This window comes from Muribaculum intestinale (assembly GCF_002201515.1).
Lineage (GTDB): Bacteria > Bacteroidota > Bacteroidia > Bacteroidales > Muribaculaceae > Muribaculum > Muribaculum intestinale.
Genome location: NZ_CP021421.1, coordinates 64165 through 83797 on the forward strand (window position 1 = coordinate 64165; position 19633 = coordinate 83797).

A 19633-nucleotide genomic window follows, 5' to 3' on the forward strand; every position below is an offset into this window, starting at 1 on the left:
CAATATGAAAACAATCAAATTTAACTTGCTGTTCAGCCTATTCTTCTGCATTTTTGCTGTCGGCTGTTCTGACAAAGACGAAATTCCAGTTGATGCTGATGATAATTATATCACATCAGTGGTACTTAGTGTAAATGATAAAACGTATGAAGCGGTAATTGAAAACAATACAATTACTGTGACAGTTCCATACACGGTTTCACTTGATGGAGCGAAAGCATCATTCGCTTATACACCATCAGCAAAAATATTCCCGGACCCGGCAACCATAACAGATTGGAATACTGAACGCACTTTCCGTGTAACTTCTTATAATGGAACTATAAATGATTATACTTATGTTGTTGTGAAGGATGAGATAAGAAGTGAAGGAAATGTTGAACTCAAAACACCCTCAGAAGTAGCAGCCTTTATTGAATCCGGTGTAACAATCATAAAAGGGAATCTTATTATTGGTTCAAACGCTGAAAATGCCGAAATAATCAATGATATAACAGGATTAAGCATTCTTAAGGAGGTTGAAGGAAACATCATAATCAAGAATAGCTTTACTGGCGGTACCCTTACTGGTCTTGACAATATTACTTCGATTGGCGGACTTCTTATAGGAAGTGAAGAAAATCCATTACAGGATACGTCCTTGGAAATGATTTCTATGTCTAAAATAAAGAATGTTACAGGAGATATACAAATTTATGGCTCAGGAGCATCAATAATTGAATTCAAAGAACTTGAAAAAGTTGAGGGTAATGTTATTTTCAATGAAAACACAAAACTTACACAAATATCGTTACCTCTACTTAAGGAAACAGGATCTCTTGAATTTAAGGTTTTACCACGTGAATTTTCATCAATATCTGTACCCGATATTGTTACAGTAAATGGAAATTTATCAATAGAGAGCATATATGGGGAAGTGGAGACTGCCGGTATGAGATTCTTTATGGGTAATACCGAGTTAAAATCTATTGAAGGGTTCGATAAATTAACATCAGTAACTGGAGTATGGTCCATAAAGAATTTTGATGTTCTTGAGAAGTTGCCCAAGTTGCAAGGGTTAAATCAGCTTGGAGGCGTAGTCATCAGACAACTCGCTCTAATTGAATCGCTAGATATTAGTAATGTTAGTTTTACTTCATCTTCACCTACACATCCTTGTATTACAATTGAATACTGTAATAAGTTCAACAATTTGATAACTAAAGAAGATCTAACCGATGTGGATGTTAGGATTATCTCGTTAAACACTGCTGTAAAAACAAATTTCACAAAAATAAACAACTTTTATTATGAAGCTAATATAGATACTTTTGAGTCTTCTTTACAAAGTATAACGGGGAATTTGTCAATCATTCAAATTAGCGGTCAATCTTCAAAGAATACTATTGATTTATCTGGTATTAATTCTATTCCAGGTTATTTATTAATAACAGGTTTTTCTATTACCAGTGTAAAAGCCAGTAATCTTAAAAGCATTGGTGGACAGTCTATTTTACAGGTTGGAGTTGATGCTATATTAGATTTTCCCAGTTTGACTACGGTATGTTGTGCATCGTCTCCAGAGTACATAGAAGAGGATCTTCTCCCTGGATCACCAGTAAAAAATATTGAGTGGGGAGCTTTTACCGTCTTTTTGGACGGGGCAATTACTGATTCATTTTTCCCTGTTTTAAGTCATATTGGAGGCACTGGCTTAACTTTGTTTAGAATATATGAATCTGCTTCATTTCCAAGTCTTGAAGTTATTGACGGGTCACTTAAATTTGGCATGACAACAGATTTCATCTCTTCAGATCATCTGAAGTTTCCAAAATTATTAAAACTTTCAGGTGTGCATTTCGACACCGTTAGAAAATTCTCTGACTACACGTTCTTTAAGAAATTCATTGATGACGGTCAAATAACAGAATCTAATTGGAAGATTGAAAATTGCACTTATAATCCTACATATCAGGATATGAAGGAAGGTCGTTGCAAACCTGCTGAATAAAACTCAAACAGTTAAAATTTTTCTGCCAAACCTCGGCTCGTATATTACCTTGAATAGCGGGTCGAGGTTTTAAAATTATTAGAATGAAATTCAAACCGAAACTCTTATATATCCTGACCACTCTGCTGTCGCTCACCCTCGCTTCCTGCATGGAATGGGACTATGGCGATGTGGTAGAAGACTTTAATGCAACAGGCTCCGGACTTTTCATTACCAACGAGGGTAACTTCCAGTATGGCAATGCGACGCTTTCCTATTATGATCCGGCAACGAATCAGGTTCAGAACGAGGTGTTCTTCCGTGCAAACGGTATGAAACTCGGCGATGTTGCTCAGTCCATGAGCATATATGACAACAAAGGGTGGATAGTGGTGAACAACTCCCATGTCATCTTTGCCATCGACCTCAATACGTTCAAGGAGGTGGGACGTATCGAGGATTTGACCTCTCCGCGATATATCCACTTCCTGAGCGATGAAAAGGCTTACGTCACGCAGCTTTGGGACAACCGCATCTTCATTGTCAATCCCAAGAAGTATGAAATTACAGGCTACATTCAGGTGCCTGACATGACGATGGAGAGCGGCTCAACGGAGCAGATGGTGCAATACGGCAAATATGTGTATTGCAACTGCTGGAGCTACCAGAACCGCATCATCAAGATCGATACCGAGACGGATAAGGTGGTGGACCAGCTGACGGTCGGCATACAGCCCACGTCCCTTGTAATGGATAAGTACGACAAGATGTGGACTGTGACTGACGGTGGATATGAAGGATCTCCATACGGCTATGAGGCTCCGTCACTCTACTGCATCGACGCGGCAACTTTCAAGATTGAGAAGCAGTTCAAGTTCAAACTGGGCGACTGGCCCTCGGAGGTGCAGCTCAACGGCGAACGTGACAAGCTGTACTGGATCAACAATGACATCTGGAGTATGGACGTGACGGCAAACCGTGTTCCTGTCCGTCCTTTCCTCGAATACCGCGACACGAAGTATTACGGACTTACCGTAAATCCTGTGAACGGCGAAGTGTATGTAGCCGATGCCATCGACTACCAACAGCAGGGCATGATCTACCGATACTCGCCCGAAGGAAAACTGATTGATGAATTTTATGTCGGCATAATACCCGGCGCATTCTGCTGGAAGTGATGGAGGCATTAGGAAACATATATCATCTGATTTTTCAGACAAGAGACTTTGGAGTTGCGATACCGCCTCTCCACAGGGATGAATTCTTTGATGCCATCGCACTTCTCTTCAGCAACCGCCACTGCCCGGTTTATGCCGTCAGAGGAGATATGCACCATGTCCATATCCTTACAGAAATCCCGCTCCGCAAAAACGTGAAGAAGCTGATTGAGAAAATCAAAAATATCAGTTGTTTCAGGGCTGCCGGCATTCTGGATATGGAAAGATTCGGAGGATGGCTCAAATGCTGCCTGTCCTTTATTGTCGAACGTGACCGGCTGCCGTTCTGGGTCGATTACATTGAACAGCAGGATACCATACACTCTAAAATGAGCTGGATGCAGGAGAAACGTCAGTTCATGAACTATAATCTTTTTTAAGCCGCTATTATGAGAATATATCGGTCATACATATATCTTTTTCTGTGCATTTTGAATTTCGCATTTAGCACAAGAACTTACGCACAGTCAACACAGAGGATGAACAATCTGCGTGAGGTCGTGGTGTGGGGCAAACGCCCGATGAAGGATATCGGAGTGCAGAAAACAACATTCGATTCCATCGCCCTCAAAGAGAACATAGCCCTATCAATGGCGGACATCCTTACATTCAACTCTTCTGTTTTTGTCAAGAGCTACGGTCGTGCCACGCTCTCCACTGTCGCCTTCCGTGGAACCTCCCCCAGCCATACGCAGGTGACGTGGAACGGCATGCGCATTAACAATCCCATGCTCGGCATGACAGACTTCTCGACCATTCCGTCCTATTTCATAGACCAGGCATCGCTGCTCCACGGCACATCATCGGTCAACGAGACAGGCGGAGGTCTCGGCGGTCTGGTCAGACTCGGAACTATTCCCGATGTGGCGGAAGGTGTCAATCTGCAATATGTGCAGGGAGTGGGCTCATTCAGCACATTCGACGAGTTCGCCCGGTTTACCTATGGCAGTGAACACTGGCACGTTTCAAGCCGTGTAGTATATTCATCTTCACCAAACGACTACAAGTACATCAACCACGACAAGAAGGTGAACATCTACGACGATGACAAGAACATAATAGGTCAGTATCATCCGACGGAACGGAACCGCAGCGGTGCCTACAAGGATTTCCATGCGCTGCAGGAGGTGTACTACAACACCAACAAGGGTGACCGTTTCGGATTCAACGCATGGTACATCAACTCCAACCGCGAACTGCCGATGCTCACCACCGACTACGGCAACGAGCGCAACTTCGAGAACCGTCAGCGTGAACAGACCCTCCGCAGCGTCCTCTCATGGGATCATCGGCGCGATGGCTGGAAATTCGCGGCAAAAGGGGGATATATCCACACTTGGATGGCGTATGACTACAAGCGTGAGGTCGCTGAAAACAACTGGTCGTCCATGACACGCTCACGAAGCAGGGTAAACACATTCTACGGTCAGGCAGAGGGTGAGTATAATCCCACAAGGAAATGGTATTTTACCGCCAACATCTCGGCACATCAGCATTTTGTCCGCTCCGAGGATAAGAACATTATCCTTCAGGATGGTGACAAAGCCGTTGTCGGTTACGACAAGGGTCGTATTGAACTATCCGGTTCCGCTTCAGCTAAATGGCAGCCTGCCGATCCGCTCGGACTGTCACTTGTGCTACGTCAGGAAATGTTCGGAGACAAATGGGCCCCCGTTATCCCGGCTTTCTTCATCGACGGTCTTCTGTCAAGGAAAGGAAACGTCATGCTGAAAGCGTCCGTATCACGCAACCACAAGTTTCCTACGCTCAATGACCTCTATTTTCTCCCCGGTGGCAATCCTGACCTGAAGAGCGAGCATGGTTGGTCGTATGATGCCGGTGCTTCGTTCGATGTGGGTTGGAAAGCTCCCTTCCCGGTGTCGATGGGTGGAAGTGCCACATGGTTTGACAGCCGTATCGATGACTGGATTATATGGCTTCCCACAACCAAAGGGTTCTTCTCGCCGCGCAATGTAAAGAAGGTACACGCCTACGGCATCGAGGGAAAGCTCAATATCGCTTTCGAACCTTTCAAGGGGTGGATTTTCGACCTGAACGGGTCATATTCATGGACACCCTCCATCAACGAGGGTGAGAAGATGTCCCCTGCTGACCAGTCTGTAGGCAAGCAGCTACCTTACGTCCCCAAGCACTCAGCTTCGTTCACGGGGCGTCTTACATGGAAGTCTTGGAGCTTCCTGTATAAATGGGCTTACTATTCAGAGAGGTTCACCATGTCGAGCAACGACTATACTATCACAGGGCACCTGCCTAAGTATTACATGAGTAATGTATCCCTTGAAAAAGGGCTGAAGTTCAAACCTGTCGATTTACAGTTGAAACTGGCTGTGAACAACCTCTTCAACGAGGACTATCTTTCAGTCCTGTCGCGTCCCATGCCCGGCATCAACTTCGAGTTCTTTGTCGGAATAACACCAAAGTTCGGAAAGAAAAAGACTGAACCGAAAACGGATAATTATTGAAACAAACCAAAAATCAACAGAATATGCAAAAGTGTAAATCTTTCCTCAGTCTGTGCCTGCTCATCGTTCTGCTGGCTGCCTGTAATGGTAAAAAGACCGCTTCTATCAGCGATTTCAGCAATCAGCTCTATACCCCGGAATATGCCTCCGGCTTCAGTATCAAGGGTGCGGACGGATATGAAAGCTCCATCATTACTGTCACCAATCCGTGGCAGGGTGCGGACAGCATAACCACTCAGCTCTTCATAGCAAGAGGCGGTGAGTCTGCTCCTGAAGGATTCACAGGTCAGGTACTCGAAGGCGATGCTTCGCGTATTGTGGCTATGTCTTCCACTCATATAGCCATGCTCGATGCTGTCGGCGAAGCCGGGCGTGTGGTAGGTGTTTCCGGCATCGACTATATTTCCAATCCGGTTATCTCCGCTAACCGTGACAGTATCGGTGACGTAGGCTATGAAGGGAACATCAATTACGAACTGCTCATTTCCCTCGACCCGGATCTTGTCCTCCTATACGGAGTGAACGGTGCAAGCTCGATGGAAGGGAAACTCAACGAACTGGGAATACCGTTTATGTACGTCGGTGACTATCTCGAGGAATCACCGCTCGGCAAAGCCGAATGGATGGTAGCTCTTTCCGAGGTTGTCGGAAAACGTACAGAAGGCGAACAGGTTTTTGGAGGCATCCCTGTCAGGTACAATGACCTTAAAAAGAGAGTCGCCGATACCGTGCTCGATGCTCCCTCCGTGATTCTCAACACACCCTATGGAGATTCCTGGTTCATGCCTTCCACCGAAAGCTATGTGGCCCGGCTTGTCAAGGATGCCGGAGGTGACTACATTTATAAGAAGAATACCGGGAATGCTTCACTGCCTATCGACCTTGAAGAAGCGTATAAGCTGACTTCTGAGGCGGATATGTGGCTCAATGTAGGTATGGCAAACTCTCTTGATGAACTCAGGACATCATGCCCGAAGTTCTCAGACACCCGATGCTTCCGTAACGGCTCTGTCTGGAACAACAATCTGAAGACAAATGCCGCAGGCGGTAACGACTATTACGAATCTGCTGTTGTCAATCCCGATATTCTACTGCGCGATCTTGTAAAAATTTTCCATCCCGAACTCGTAGAAGAAGATTTCGTCTATTACAAGCAACTGAAATAGAAATTACGGAAATGCGGACAAGAGCATCGTTTCTTTTCATTGTTTTGGCTGCCCTCACGCTCTTCCTGTTCATGCTGGATCTGTCTGTGGGGGCTGTCGCTGTGCCCTTGCGCGATGTGTGGGCTGCTCTCACCGGTGGAGATTGTCCCCGGACAACGGCAAAAATCATTCTCAACATTCGTCTTATAAAGGCGGTTGTCGCTTTACTTGCCGGGGCTGCTCTATCTGTGAGCGGTCTACAGATGCAGACTCTTTTCCGGAATCCACTTGCAGGGCCATACGTCCTTGGCATAAGCTCAGGCGCAAGTCTTGGCGTGGCTCTTTTCATTCTCGGTGCGCCTCTATTCGGTCTTTCGGCTTCCTTTGCCTCACTTGGCATTGCCGGAGCCGCATGGATCGGGGCTGCGGCTGTTCTCATCGTTATCGCTGCCGTTGGACATCGTATCAAGGATATTATGGTGATCCTCATTCTCGGCATGATGTTCTCGTCGGGAGTCGGTGCGATAGTACAGATTCTGCAGTATCTCAGCAAGGAAGAATCACTAAAGGCTTTTGTCATCTGGACTATGGGGTCGCTCGGTGATGTCACCCTATCCCAGCTTTATGTCCTTGTCCCGGCGGTGATGATTGGACTGGCTGTGGCGGTTATAACCATCAAACCGCTCAACCTGCTCCTTTTTGGCGAGGAATATGCCGTCACTATGGGTCTGAATATCCGGAGTTCCCGTGGACTTCTGTTCCTGTCAACTACATTGCTTGCAGGAACGGTAACAGCCTTCTGTGGTCCTATCGGTTTTATCGGTCTTGCCATGCCACACGTCACGAGGATGCTCTTTGACAACAGTGACCATCGTATCCTCATTCCCGGTACGGTTCTTACCGGCGCGTCCGTCCTGCTGCTCTGCGACCTCGTTTCCAAGTTATTCACACTGCCTGTCAATGCTATTACCGCACTACTCGGTATCCCCGTGGTAGTATGGGTGGTGCTTCGCAACAAATCCGTTACCGCATGATACATCTCAAGGATTTCTCAATAGGCTTCGGCTCCCGTACCCTGCTCGACAAGGTGAATACGTCTTTCGGCAAAGGAGAACTGACTGCTCTTATCGGACGCAACGGTTCAGGCAAATCGACCCTTCTGAGAGCCATTGCCGGACTGAACAGACAATATTCGGGAGATATAATACTTGACGGCAAGGATATACGTACACTCTCTCCCGGAGGACTCGCCAAGTCTCTCGCGTTTGTCACTACTGAACGCACACGTATTCCTAATCTGCGCTGTGAGGATGTCGTAGCCATCGGTCGCGCCCCGTACACCAACTGGATAGGCAGGATGCAGGACATCGACAGAAACATTGTGTCGGATGCCATTCGCTCGGTAGGGATGGAGGGTTATGCCGGGCGTACAATGGATACCATGAGCGACGGAGAATGCCAGCGTATTATGATCGCACGGGCTTTGGCGCAGGATACACCGGTAATGCTGCTTGACGAACCCACCTCCTTCCTCGATATGCCCAACCGTTATGAACTCGTCTCGCTTCTTCGCACACTTGCACACAAAAAAGCTAAATGTGTCCTGTTCTCAACTCATGAACTGGATGTGGCACTTCGTATGTGTGACAGTATCGCACTGGTGGATAATGGTGCGCTTCATCATCTTTCAGTAACGGACATGGTGAAAAGCGGGCATATACAAAGATTATTCTCGTCTCCGGATTTGAGCTTTGAAGAATTGTTATGGCAGAACAGGAAATGAAATTTACATATCAGGTACAGGATTTCACAGTTACCGTCTCCACAGAGGAATACATACGCAGATACAGTAATTCCGAGTGTTTCATAAAGTATTGCAAAGAATGCCGGAATTATGGTAAGGTGTGGGTCTGTCCTCCGTTTTCGCATGATACGATGGCGGAACTGCGTCAATACGCCAATCTGTTTTTAGTAGCCACCAAGATTATTCCCGATGAAAAGAAAATCCCTTTCTCGGAAGTAAACCGATTCTTTCGCCCGGAACGACTACGTATCGAAAAGAAATTGCGGGATATGGAAATCACTTACAGAGGAAAAGCATTTGCTTACGCCGGAAGCTGCCTTTATTGTCCCGAAGGTACTTGTTCAAGGCTTGACAATCAACCGTGCCGGCACCCTGAATTGGTGAGACCTTCTCTTGAATCATACGGCTTCGATCTCGGAAAGACTGCATCAGAGCTATTTGGCTTCCCATTGCTATGGAGCAATGACGGTTATCTACCCGAATATCTCACGCTCATCTGCGGTTTATTTCATAACGCTGAGAATATTTGTAAAAACAAATTAAAAATATAGTGGCAATTCAGAATGGGTAAAAATCGCTTTCAATTATTTGAAAATCTCGTCCACACGATTTACAGCATCATCTTTCTTTTGGTCGATGATTTTTGCGTAGATTTGCGTTGTGGCTATATTCTTGTGCCCTAATAGCTTGCTTGTCGTGTAAAGATCGACATCGAGCGTTAGCATAAGGGTGGCAAAGGTATGACGGCTCACGTGGAATGTGATTTCTTTCTTCACATTAGCTGCTTTCGCCCAGTTGCCGAGAATAATGCTGACACGGCTTGTCGTAGGTAGACTGAAAACCTTGTCATCATCTGAGGCATCGCCACGCTCCGGCAGCCACTTCATAGCCTGTGACGAAAGGGGGAGATAAATCGGTGTGGCAGTTTTCTTCATCACAACTGACACGCGCCACTGGTCGCCGTCCTTATGGATCTGCCCCCATCGGAGTGCGCGGATGTCGCTTGTACGGAGTCCGCAATAACATGAAAACAGAAATGCCTGTTTGACGGACTGACGAGTGGGGCACTCTGTGGCGATCAAGCGTTTCAGCTCGTCAATCTCCAGATAGTCGCGCTGACTCTCGACATGATACACGCGGTCGTTGGAGGAAAGTTTGTCAAAAGGGTTCTCCTTGATATAATCATGTCGCACAGCCCAGTTGAAAGTTGCGCTCAGAGCAGCGGAATATGACGCTATGCTGTTGGTGGAAAGCGGTCTTTTCATCCGAGACTTATAGTCATTCCGGAGATAGTTGATAAACTCGATGCAGTAGGTCTTATCAATCTGCTTTAAGGTCACGCCATCCCCACGGAACTGCGCCACTGCTTTCCTCAGGCTTGCCAGTCCCGACGGACCCATACTCTTGCCGTTGTCCTTAATCCATTGCTCATACATATTGATAAGGTCAATCAGTTTCAACCGTGAGTGAAGCATTGAGTTTGTAACGCCTTTCTCATTGTTGGTTAGCTGTATGATGCGGTCAGCCTTCACCTTGTTGGCAAGTGCGAGATTATGCTCGTTCAATACCCGGCTTGCAGGATCAAGTTCAGGCACGATGTAGAGTTTTAGAAACTCGTATGTGCGTTTGCCGTCACGGTATATATCAAGATAGATTGACTTGTTGCCGTTCTTCAATTCCTTGAAGCGGATTCTTACAGGTTCTTTAGCCTTTACAGTTTTCTTGGGTCGTGCCATATTAAGAGAGATTTAATCAAGTTGCAGACATTTAAGTTTTTCATCCATTGATGCTGGTTGGCGGTCAACCATGCCGAGATAAGATTTCGCCGTTTTTGACGATATGCCCATCAGGGAGCAGAAGGTGGCGACCTCCGCCCCCGTTGAGAGTATGAGGAACGCGAATGTGTTTCTCGCCAGAGAAAAATTCAAGCGTTTCTCAATCCCAGCTTTCCTCTGCCATAGTTTCAATATATTGTTTATTTCCGTGTCTTTCGGCAATCCTTTGAATATCAAACCCCGGTGGTTGGTAGTATCAGGAAGCCAGCGCAAGGCATTTGACGAAAGGGGAATGAATATCTTACGAGAGCTGCACCATACAGATAACTTTCCATCCGGGGAAGTCTTCAGGTCTTTCCATTTCAGATTTACAATATCGTATGCAATTAACCCTGTGAAGATGGAAAAGAGATATGCCTGTTTGACCTGCGGACGCGATATGACAGGACACTGTGTTTCCATAAGCAGTCTAACTTCTTCGACCGAAAGAAATTGCTTCTGAGGACGCTCGCGTGTTATACGGTCATGGATTTTTACGAAAAACAGAGGATTTCGGGAGATATAACCCTTTTCAACAGCCATATTCAATGCTCCGCTGAAAAGATAGATATATGACCTTGCAGTTGTCATTTTCAGTTTGCCGTGTACGCTGTGATAGTCATATCGGAGAAAATCAACCAAACCATCGCAGTAAGAGACATCTACATCTGACAGCATAACATCCTCGCCACGATATGCTGTCACAGCTCGGGACATTCCCATAATATTGCCTGCGGTGGATTTATCACCACGACCCAGTATAAAGGTATGATATTCTTTGATTGCCTTTGCAAGTGGAACATCCGGCAAAGAAGTCTCTATCTCTACTTCTTTCTCCGAAGCGGTCAGCTCATCCATTCTGCGATGTTGAATCTCCATCGCCTTTTGCATCACAGCCTTGTTCTCAGCTTTCGCTTTACGGCTTGTCTCGGGTAACAAATACAACCTCAGGCTTTCGCGGATACGTTTTCTGTTACTGTAATAGTCAAGATAGAGGGACTTACGTCCTCCGTCTATCTCTTTGTATTTCAGGTTTACTCTTGCCTTGGTGGGATTCATGAGAATTATATTTGTTACTCTATGGTCATTTTAGAGATGCAAAATTACAAAATATTTTCAAAAGTAACAAACAAGTAGCAATTAAAGTAACAAAATTAACCTGCCAGTAGGGAACAAAGGAATCAAATCATAAATCTTAATCAAGCCTAAATATCCTATAATTAGAGTATCTACATTCTTATTTATTCCTATTACTTACACGATGTGAAGATAGTAAACATATTGTTATGTCAAGTAATGATGGGAGTTGACTTAAAATAAAATGAATACAGAATGAACTGGAGATAGTACTTCTCATAATATGCCTCTACTCATAATAGTTTACTGCACCTTCCATACTCTTGGACGGGTTCGCCATCTTGATAGCGAAAGTGGGTTCTGCGATGCAACGCTCTTGGAGCATATGCTGCATAGCTGCGATTGCAGCGTTGTTTGATTTCATAGTAGCCATATCAGTTGAGTTTTATAAAGTGAGTAGCCAAAAGATTATCATTAGGGCAGTTGCAAGGCTAATAACCCAGCTCACACCTCGGAATATCGGTCGGAGAAACAACCACAACACCAATCCGAGTATTGCACCAATTATCCCCACCAACCAAAGGATAACCCTTTTTATGCGGTTGAGACTGGAGATGGATGCTCTGCCTCGTCTGTTTGATATGTTGTTGTTCGTTTTCATCGTGCGACATTTTTTTTATGCGTCTAATCGACTATCGAAGTTTTGCTTGCTCGTTGACACGGTAGCGTGCGGAGGCAAGGAAGGGCTGTTCGCCCTTTGACTGAAAAATACGAGTGCAAATACCATTTTGTGTCTGGAGATTTTTCAGCCAAAAGGCAAAAGAATAGCCCTGCTCCGCACGTTTATTATTCCGAGCAAGCATTAAGCATTACTTCCTATGTTGATATGACTGCATAATAACTGGAGCTAAGTCTCCGCGCCGGTGAAAACGAATGACAGCATATTGGCACTGAAAACTCACTGAAAATGACTAATTTTGCAGTATGCAGAAGATTGTGAAATGTAATACAGACGATTATGTTACGCTCGCCGAAATCTGGGAGCGTTCAGTAAGAGCTACACATAAGTTTTTAGATGATGCTGCTATCTGTGAGATAAAGAAGGCGTTGATACCTGATTATTTTCCGAATGTTGACCTGTATGTGGTTTCTGACAATGGCTCGTTCTTCGGCTTCATAGGATTACATGAAGATAAGATTGAAATGCTGTTTATTGACAGTGATAGTCGTGGATACGGATATGGATCAATGCTATTGGAATATGCGAAACAGAAGGGAGCAACAAAGGTGGATGTCAATGAGCAGAATCCTTTGGCTCTTGCCTTTTATCAGGCTAAGGGATTCAGAGTAACGAGCAGGGACGAAACTGATGATGCCGGAAGACCATACCCCATATTGCATCTCTCATTATAAAATGGCACTGCCCAGTCCTGGAAAGACGAGTCTGTAATATGCCGACGACGCAGGAAGGAGGCATATCACTGTCTCGGCTCGTGGACTGCTTTCAAGCGGTAAGTGAGGGACGGTCGTAAAAATCCTTATCCAGCAACGGCGAAAAAGAACACGGATGAACGGCAGAGAGTCTCAGAGGTGGCATCAGCGAAGCCGTTGCCGATCCTCGGAGGCGTTGCCGGTTCTCGGTGTTCCGCAGTTGCCCATAGGCAGGAGGCTGTCAAAAGGCGTCAGTGCCCGCACCGTCACCTTTTGACGGCTTCATCGCCGCCAACAATGCAGACCGCCCAGCCTCTTGCCGCTTTCAACCGTTAAATATCTCAAGCATATCATTTTTATGTTCTGCATAAAAAAGTCACCATTTTCGGGAACTTACGAAAATGGTGACTGCTGTATTTTACTATAATGATTCTAATCATTTAAGATTTCCCAATGTCCCCCTTTTTTTGAGCCAACTCTTTTTACTAAATGAGTCATTTTGGCTATTTCACGGTCAATAGTTGAAGTTCCAACTCCAATCTCTTTTGCTATTTCATCCAGAGTGATTTCCGAATTATTTATCATAAGAGCTAAAATCTCTTCTTGGCGAGGTGATACTTTAGCACCACTTTTAGCACCACTTTTAGCACCACTTTTAGCACCATCTCTGTCCTCATTATCCTCCGTTTTTCTCTGTATGGCGGATTTGAGAGGGAAAGACACGACTGCGATTGTACGTTCACTCTCTATTGTCGGGCGTGTACCGGTCAGCCTCTCCCAGCTCACGAGCTTTTTCATACCGTAGCCGGCGTTTTCAGCTATACCGACAAAACGGAATAGTTTGGCAATAGTCGGATTGCGGAGCTTGGAGTAGATTCTTCCGATTATGTCCTTTACCGGGAGAGGGAAGGATCCGCCATTCATAAACTCTATATGGTCGGTGTAAACGCGAATACAAGAGCGCAACGAATCGAAGTGGTCACAGTGCATAACCATGTTGGCGAGTGCTTCGCGGAGAACATTGTATTGGCTCTCGTCTGTTGTAGCGAACCCATCATCCTTGATATGAATCGGTGCATCAACAAGAGTGCGGAAGCGACGCAGAATAATCTGGACAGCTTCCCAGATGTTTTCTTGTTCTGGAATACGATAAGTATATCTTACTTCTGCTTGCTCGATTGTCGGAGCTGGAATCTCGATATAGTCAACACAGAATGTGGGAACGTAGCGCAATACATACGGTGCTTTGCCGAACATCAGGAGTCCAGCATAAGTGAGTAGCCCGTTTCGGGTAATATTGACCTGCTCGCAAAATTCAGCATCATCAACCTCTCGAAGATTAACAAGATTCTGCGTCTGGCTAAGGGCGAACCTATAACTTTTCAGAGTATTGAGATTGAGCATTTCAATACTTGTCTCAGGTATAGTTTCTTCAGTTTTCTTTCCGAAAGATTGATCGCGAAACATCGCACGTATCTCTCCCTCTGTAGCCCTCTGGTCGCCACTACCCATACGAATGAACGTATTGATGGGATTATTATAGTAAACAGGCTTAAAATCTACTTCTGGAATGTAGAAAGCAAGAATATTCTTGCCATCAATATTATATCGTTTCGTCGTAGCTTTTAATTTCTGATTAAATTTTTCTCCGCGAAGTGTTCCAAGAAAATCCTGTTCAAGTTTCTCGATGTTGTCCACACCTTGAATCTCAAATATCTTGCCGGACTGCTTGACACCAAGTACAATCCAACCGCCAGAGGTGTTTGAGAAAGCACTGACGCTTTCCCAAACATTCTTAGGTAATTCGGATTTTGCAGCCTTGACTTCAAAATCCTCCCATTCTATGTCGTGTAGCTTTGCTACTAATTCATCCTTAGTCATTTTGATGACAAAATTACGAAAATTCTGTTAATTATAAGCTATGTGAGAGTAGTATCCTCTATGGTCAAAGTTCTCTGAATATAATCTTTCCGCAAGCTGCGGAAGATTTGTTGTTTTGAAATCTTCTACACCCTGTAGAGGATTTGACACGAAAGATTTTGCAGCCGGCAACTGCAAACCTCAATATCCTGACTATATACCGAAGAGTTCTACTTGCCGCAATGGAATCGTGCGGTAAGGAGGGTGGCCGACGAGAAGGCGCGCGAGGCTGTCCGCGACATAGGCATCGGCACGCCCGCCACCCGTGCGGTTATTATCGCCACTCTGGTTAAACGTGACTACATACGACGCTCAGGTAAGAGCATCATGCCTACCGACAAAGGTCTGGCACTGTACGATGCCGTGAAGGATATGCTCGTGGCGGATGTAGGCATGACAGGCAGCTGGGAAAACACACTGTTGCAGATTGAACGGCACACTCTTGAACCCTCTACATTCATGAACGCCATCGTCGGCTATACACGCAAGGCTACCACTGAGATTCTCGGAATCACAGTGCCTGTCACCCCAGTGCATTCCCGCCCGTGTCCCAAATGCGGCAAAGGGAATGTCGTGATACGGGCTAAGACCGCCCGATGCGACAATACATCCTGCGGTCTGCTGGTGTTCAGACGATTCTTGAACAAGGAACTCACGGACGGCCATATCGAGCAACTGCTGTCATCCGGCAGGACTAAGCTGATAAAGGGGTTCAAGGGAAAGAAGGGAAATTCATTCGATGCCATGCTCGTTTTCGACCGCGGCTACAATGTCACACTCGCTTTCCCGGACAGGAAGACTTCAAGAAAGAGATAGGACAGTGAATGCCGTCATTCGGATTCGGAGGCGAAGTTCGTGGCTTGCCATTTTCCACCGTCAAGGCCGGGCCTTGCGGTACGGGCAAAAATCATCCTCGCTGCGCTCCGGTATTTTTACCCGTAGCCTTGCCTGTGGAGGCGCGCCACGGGGGAGCCTCCGAAATCCGGATGACACCGTGTCCCCCGGTAAATATATACAGTTATGAAAGCATCTGCACTTATCACAAGAATCACAGGCATGAGTTGGCTGTGGAAAGCAATCCTGATACTCGCTTTGGCCGCCGTGTTCGGATACCTCTATACAAGGGGCGTATCACCTGTATGGGCGGCGTTGGCGATAGTCTTTTTCAGAGGATTCCTCCGATTCCTCTATAAGATTGCCGGCATCATAGTGGCGGCGGCTCTGCTGTTCGCCATAATCAGCGGTCTGATTTTCTGAAATGTCACAATGCCATATGTCCTATAAATATTAATCACAATATTTTATCGGATATGATAATGCTGTCTCTCTATCCGATATGACTGGATGCTTCTTGATGCTTCAGGAACAATAAGATTGTTATTCCTTTATTTTTTCTTAAATTTGCGATATGAAGCAGATGAGAAAAGCAGCAAGGCAGAAAGATGAGGACTGGGCGCTTAATGTGTTTGACCGTGCTCCCTTTGTAACGATGTCGATGATACGACCGGACGGAACGCCATACGGACTCCCGCTGTCGTTGATACGGGGGGAGGGGCACACGTTTTATTTCCATTGCGCCGACGAGGGGGAGAAGATGGATTGCATAAGGGCCAATCCCATTGTCAGTCTGAGTGCCGTCAGCCGATGCTCCCCGAAATTTGAGACCGGGAAAAAGAATTTTACTATGTATTATGACTCTGCCATCGCTTTAGGGGAGGCGGAGATTGTGACTGATAACGCGGAAAAGATTATGGCTTTGCGTCTGCTCTGCCAACGCTTTTTACCTAATTACATGGGGAATTTTGATGAAGCGATCAAGCGTAGCCTCGACCGCACAACCGTTGTCAAAATAACACTCACAGAACCGCCGGTCGGCAAATCCAAACCATAAATGAAGATAGAATACGAAATCAGGATCGTAAGAGAGATGATCCGTCTATATTGCCGCCTGAAAGAGGAAAATAGAGATACTTGTCCCGGGTGTGAGAATCTGGCGAGGTATGCCGAAAGCCGTCTGCGCCATTGTCCTTTCAGCGATTCGAAAGGAAGTTGCCGCAAATGCAGGATACATTGTTACCGTCCGGATATGAAAGAAAAAATAAAGACGGTCATGCGCTTTTCCGGTCCGAGGATGCTCATTTATCACCCGATAATGGCTATCCGACATCTAATCGGGAAATAATAAAGGCATCCGGGGAGTCCATACCCTCAGGATGCCTGAAGACCAAACGATGCCGTGCTCATGCGTTGAGCTTTGTGACAAGAACCTTGAACCGTTCCGTAGCCTTTAAGGAATGTTTCACACCCGGTGTCATAGTGAGCGCATCACCCTCTTTCAACTCAAGTACTTTATCCTCAATGTTGAACTCCATGCTCCCATCTATTACCTGGACGAGCACGTCGGCATTAGCCGTATGTGTGGGAATCTCAAGTCCCTTGTCAACTGCCATAAGGAGCGAAAGCCCGCTATGGTTCTGCATGACAATCTCCTTCGCTATGGAGCCGTCAGCGTATGGAATTCTGTCTTTTAATCTGAACATGTCGTAAATTTATTTAGAGGTTTCTTTTTTTGCGAATCTTCATAGTGAAGACAAAGCCGATGCCGAATATCAGAAAATATAAAGCGGCAAAGACAAGCCCGAGGCAGAGGAACAGTTCGGATGATATTTTCATAGCTTTACAGACTGGAAGGTTTCCTGCAAACGCGGGGGTATTCGCCCGTTCATATATTTCTGCCATCCGGCGTTAAATATGATGAGGAGCAATATCCACCATTCGGGGTATTTCAGAAAAAGCAACGACAGGGTTATTGCTACCGCTATGTTCACGACAATCCATCCCCACAATCCGGCCTTCCTGAAATCAATCCTAACATCACCGGCAGCGGCCGCCACGCGCCATGTGCCCAGTCCGGACTCACAGACATATGCACAATATGCCATGAGCGTGGAGCCGAGAAGCGCCTCGGCAGCCGAATATCCGTGGTCAAGATGGAAATATGCGGCAAGAGACAGCGCCGCCAGCCAAAGGATGGCGTGCGCCGCCGCTATCACATATTTATGGATAAACCGATTCACATTCCGACCGTCCATTTCTTTCAACCGATAAGGGTAGCCAAATCTTCGTCAACGGTGGCGATGGTACCTATATTGAACTTCTCCTGAAGCACTTTCAGAATTTCGGGGGTGAAAAACGCCGGCAGCGTCGGGCCGGTGTGGATATTCTTCACTCCGAGGCTCAACAGAGCCAGAAGCACTATCACCGCCTTCTGCTCATACCATGCGATGTTGTAGACAATCGGCAGATCGTTGACACTCTCCAGGCCGAAAGCGTCTTTGAGAGCATTGGCAATCACGACGAGCGAATAGGAGTCGTTACACTGTCCGGCATCGAGCACGCGCGGAACACCCTCGATATCACCGAGCGGAAGCTTGTTGTAACGGTATTTGGCACAGCCTGCGGTGAGAATCACGCAGTCTTTAGGAAGCCTTTCCGCAAATTCCGTATAGTATTTGCGAGAGGGCATTCTGCCGTCACAGCCTGCCATGACCACAAACTTGCGGATTTTACCGCTTTTGATGAGGTCGATAATCTTAGGCGCCAAAGCAAGCACCTGGTTATGGGCGAATCCGGCGACAATCTCACCGTGCTCTATCTCTGTCGGCGGCTGGCATGTCTGCGCCCGCTCTATGATTTCGGAAAAATCCTTTTTGCCGTCCTTCCCATCGGGGATAAAATGTGTGCCGGGCATTCCGACGACACCGGTCGTGTAGATGCGATCCATGTAGGTGGTTTTCGGACGCGGGGGCACGATGCAGTTGGAGGTGAAGAGGAACATGCCGTTGAATGTCTCGAACTCGTCAATCTGCCGCCACCATGCGTTGCCGTAGTTACCTGCAAAGTGGGGGAATTTCTTGAAGAAAGGATAGCTCTGGGCAGGGAGCATCTCCGAGTGGGTATAGATGTCAACCCCTTTGCCTGCTGACTGTTCGAGCAGTTCCTCAAGATCCTTGAGGTCGTGACCGCTCACGAGTATGCCCGGACGGTTCCTTACTCCGATGTTTACCTTTGTGATTTCGGGATTGCCGTAGGTCGATGTGTTTGCCTTGTCAAGCAGAGCCATAGCCTTGACACCCCCGTCACCCACATTGAGCACGAGCGAAAACAGCTCATACACGCTTATGTCAGGACGGCTTATCTCGGCAAGGGCGTTCTCTATCACGACATATATGTCTTCGTCCTCATAACCGAGGTTACAGGCGTGGCGGACATAGGCCGCCATACCCTTGCAGCCGTACATGGCAAGCTGCTTGAGACCTCTTATATTCGGGTTCTTGTCATGGAGCACACTTGTGATTTCTTCTTCAAGAGTGCCGCTGTGTTCGATTACCTCATGTACGCCATATTCCTCCTTTGGGATATGATACGACACCTCAGGCATGAAAGGAGGCTCCATGCCGCGCTTTTTCGACTCTCCTTCGAGTTCGTTTTTCAGGTCGAGGGCTTTTGTGATATAGCCGTCGAGCATATCATTGTCGAAGTTCGCGTTGGTGATGGTGGTGAACAGTGCGTCGACGATGAACCGGGATGCATCCTTGCTTGATGCGCCTTTCTCTCGCAACTGTCGGTTTACGATGGCCATGCCACGGGCGATGTAAAGCAGCTGATCCATTCTTGCAGACGTTTCGGGTTTCTTTCCGCATACACCTTGTATCTCGCAGCCTTTGCCGCGTGCGGTCTCCTGGCACTGGTAACAGAACATTTTCATAAGTG

Annotated in this window: 19 protein-coding genes and 1 pseudogene; 13 read left to right on the top strand and 7 right to left on the bottom strand. The window is 46.4% G+C overall.

Annotation, left to right across the window (positions count from 1 at the left end; all coding sequences use genetic code 11):
* The first annotated feature begins 4 nt into the window (after positions 1-4).
* From ADH68_RS00285 to ADH68_RS00320, 8 genes are all read left to right on the top strand, one after another.
* Positions 5-1990 carry a hypothetical protein gene (locus tag ADH68_RS00285; RefSeq protein WP_068960280.1) on the top strand — a complete coding sequence of 662 codons (1986 nt, stop codon included), beginning with the start codon at positions 5-7 and terminating at the stop codon, positions 1988-1990.
* A gap of 83 nt (positions 1991-2073) precedes the next feature.
* Positions 2074-3147 (top strand): glutaminyl-peptide cyclotransferase, encoded by a 1074-nt coding sequence (locus tag ADH68_RS00290; protein ID WP_068960279.1) that lies wholly within the window; start codon positions 2074-2076, stop codon positions 3145-3147.
* Entirely contained in the window at positions 3147-3566 is a 420-nt protein-coding gene (locus ADH68_RS00295) for a transposase (protein ID WP_068960278.1), read from the top strand. The genes ADH68_RS00290 and ADH68_RS00295 overlap by 1 nt, the downstream gene beginning before the upstream one ends.
* A 99-nt stretch (positions 3567-3665) precedes the next feature.
* Positions 3666-5669, top strand: a complete 2004-nt coding sequence (locus ADH68_RS00300; protein ID WP_232321461.1) for a TonB-dependent receptor — start codon at positions 3666-3668, stop codon at positions 5667-5669.
* A gap of 23 nt (positions 5670-5692) precedes the next feature.
* Positions 5693-6835, top strand: a complete 1143-nt coding sequence (locus ADH68_RS00305; RefSeq protein ID WP_068960277.1) for an ABC transporter substrate-binding protein — start codon at positions 5693-5695, stop codon at positions 6833-6835.
* Positions 6836-6846: 11 nt separating this feature from the next.
* Positions 6847-7848: a FecCD family ABC transporter permease gene (locus ADH68_RS00310; RefSeq protein ID WP_068960276.1), complete on the top strand. Its 1002-nt coding sequence runs from the start codon at positions 6847-6849 to the stop codon at positions 7846-7848.
* Entirely contained in the window at positions 7845-8597 is a 753-nt protein-coding gene (locus tag ADH68_RS00315; protein WP_068960275.1) for an ABC transporter ATP-binding protein, read from the top strand. The genes ADH68_RS00310 and ADH68_RS00315 overlap by 4 nt, the downstream gene beginning before the upstream one ends.
* The gene (locus ADH68_RS00320) at positions 8594-9169 is read left to right on the top strand and encodes a DUF2284 domain-containing protein (RefSeq protein ID WP_068962011.1); all 576 of its coding nucleotides are present in this window, start codon (positions 8594-8596) and stop codon (positions 9167-9169) included. The genes ADH68_RS00315 and ADH68_RS00320 overlap by 4 nt, the downstream gene beginning before the upstream one ends.
* A gap of 33 nt (positions 9170-9202) precedes the next feature.
* Here ADH68_RS00320 and ADH68_RS00325 read toward each other — a convergent pair whose 3' ends face one another.
* From ADH68_RS00325 to ADH68_RS13840, 3 genes are all read right to left on the bottom strand, one after another.
* Positions 9203-10354 carry a site-specific integrase gene (locus tag ADH68_RS00325; protein WP_068960274.1) on the bottom strand — a complete coding sequence of 384 codons (1152 nt, stop codon included), beginning with the start codon at positions 10352-10354 and terminating at the stop codon, positions 9203-9205.
* 12 nt (positions 10355-10366) lie between these two features.
* Entirely contained in the window at positions 10367-11491 is a 1125-nt protein-coding gene (locus tag ADH68_RS00330; protein WP_068960273.1) for a site-specific integrase, read from the bottom strand.
* A 307-nt stretch (positions 11492-11798) separates the two neighbouring features.
* The gene (locus ADH68_RS13840) at positions 11799-11942 is read right to left on the bottom strand and encodes a hypothetical protein (protein ID WP_157517397.1); all 144 of its coding nucleotides are present in this window, start codon (positions 11940-11942) and stop codon (positions 11799-11801) included.
* Positions 11943-12493: 551 nt separating this feature from the next.
* Between ADH68_RS13840 and ADH68_RS00340 the strand changes: the two genes are divergently transcribed.
* The gene (locus ADH68_RS00340) at positions 12494-12922 is read left to right on the top strand and encodes a GNAT family N-acetyltransferase (RefSeq protein WP_068960271.1); all 429 of its coding nucleotides are present in this window, start codon (positions 12494-12496) and stop codon (positions 12920-12922) included.
* 450 nt (positions 12923-13372) lie between these two features.
* Here ADH68_RS00340 and ADH68_RS00345 read toward each other — a convergent pair whose 3' ends face one another.
* Entirely contained in the window at positions 13373-14821 is a 1449-nt protein-coding gene (locus tag ADH68_RS00345) for an RNA-binding domain-containing protein (RefSeq protein ID WP_068960270.1), read from the bottom strand.
* A gap of 209 nt (positions 14822-15030) precedes the next feature.
* Here ADH68_RS00345 and ADH68_RS00350 point away from each other — a divergent pair.
* The 4 genes and pseudogenes from ADH68_RS00350 to ADH68_RS00365 form a co-directional block, all read left to right on the top strand.
* Positions 15031-15676 (top strand): annotated as a pseudogene (locus tag ADH68_RS00350) (topoisomerase C-terminal repeat-containing protein); the annotation flags it as partial.
* A 240-nt stretch (positions 15677-15916) separates the two neighbouring features.
* Positions 15917-16117, top strand: coding sequence for a hypothetical protein (locus ADH68_RS00355; RefSeq protein WP_394364981.1), 201 nt, complete (start codon positions 15917-15919; stop codon positions 16115-16117).
* Positions 16118-16268: 151 nt separating this feature from the next.
* The gene (locus ADH68_RS00360) at positions 16269-16751 is read left to right on the top strand and encodes a pyridoxamine 5'-phosphate oxidase family protein (protein WP_232321460.1); all 483 of its coding nucleotides are present in this window, start codon (positions 16269-16271) and stop codon (positions 16749-16751) included.
* Complete coding sequence (locus tag ADH68_RS00365; protein ID WP_084273957.1) at positions 16752-17042, top strand: nitrous oxide-stimulated promoter family protein; 291 nt, start codon at positions 16752-16754, stop codon at positions 17040-17042.
* 58 nt (positions 17043-17100) lie between these two features.
* Here the strand turns inward: ADH68_RS00365 and ADH68_RS00370 are convergent, their stop codons facing one another.
* The 3 genes from ADH68_RS00370 to hcp form a co-directional block, all read right to left on the bottom strand.
* Positions 17101-17400 carry a cupin domain-containing protein gene (locus tag ADH68_RS00370; protein ID WP_016274757.1) on the bottom strand — a complete coding sequence of 100 codons (300 nt, stop codon included), beginning with the start codon at positions 17398-17400 and terminating at the stop codon, positions 17101-17103.
* Positions 17401-17529: 129 nt separating this feature from the next.
* A complete protein-coding gene (locus tag ADH68_RS00375; RefSeq protein WP_068960267.1) occupies positions 17530-17952 on the bottom strand; it encodes a hypothetical protein in 423 nt (140 codons plus the stop codon).
* A 5-nt stretch (positions 17953-17957) separates the two neighbouring features.
* Positions 17958-19628, bottom strand: a complete 1671-nt coding sequence (hcp, locus tag ADH68_RS00380) for a hydroxylamine reductase (protein WP_068960266.1) — start codon at positions 19626-19628, stop codon at positions 17958-17960.
* Positions 19629-19633: the final 5 nt, after the last annotated feature.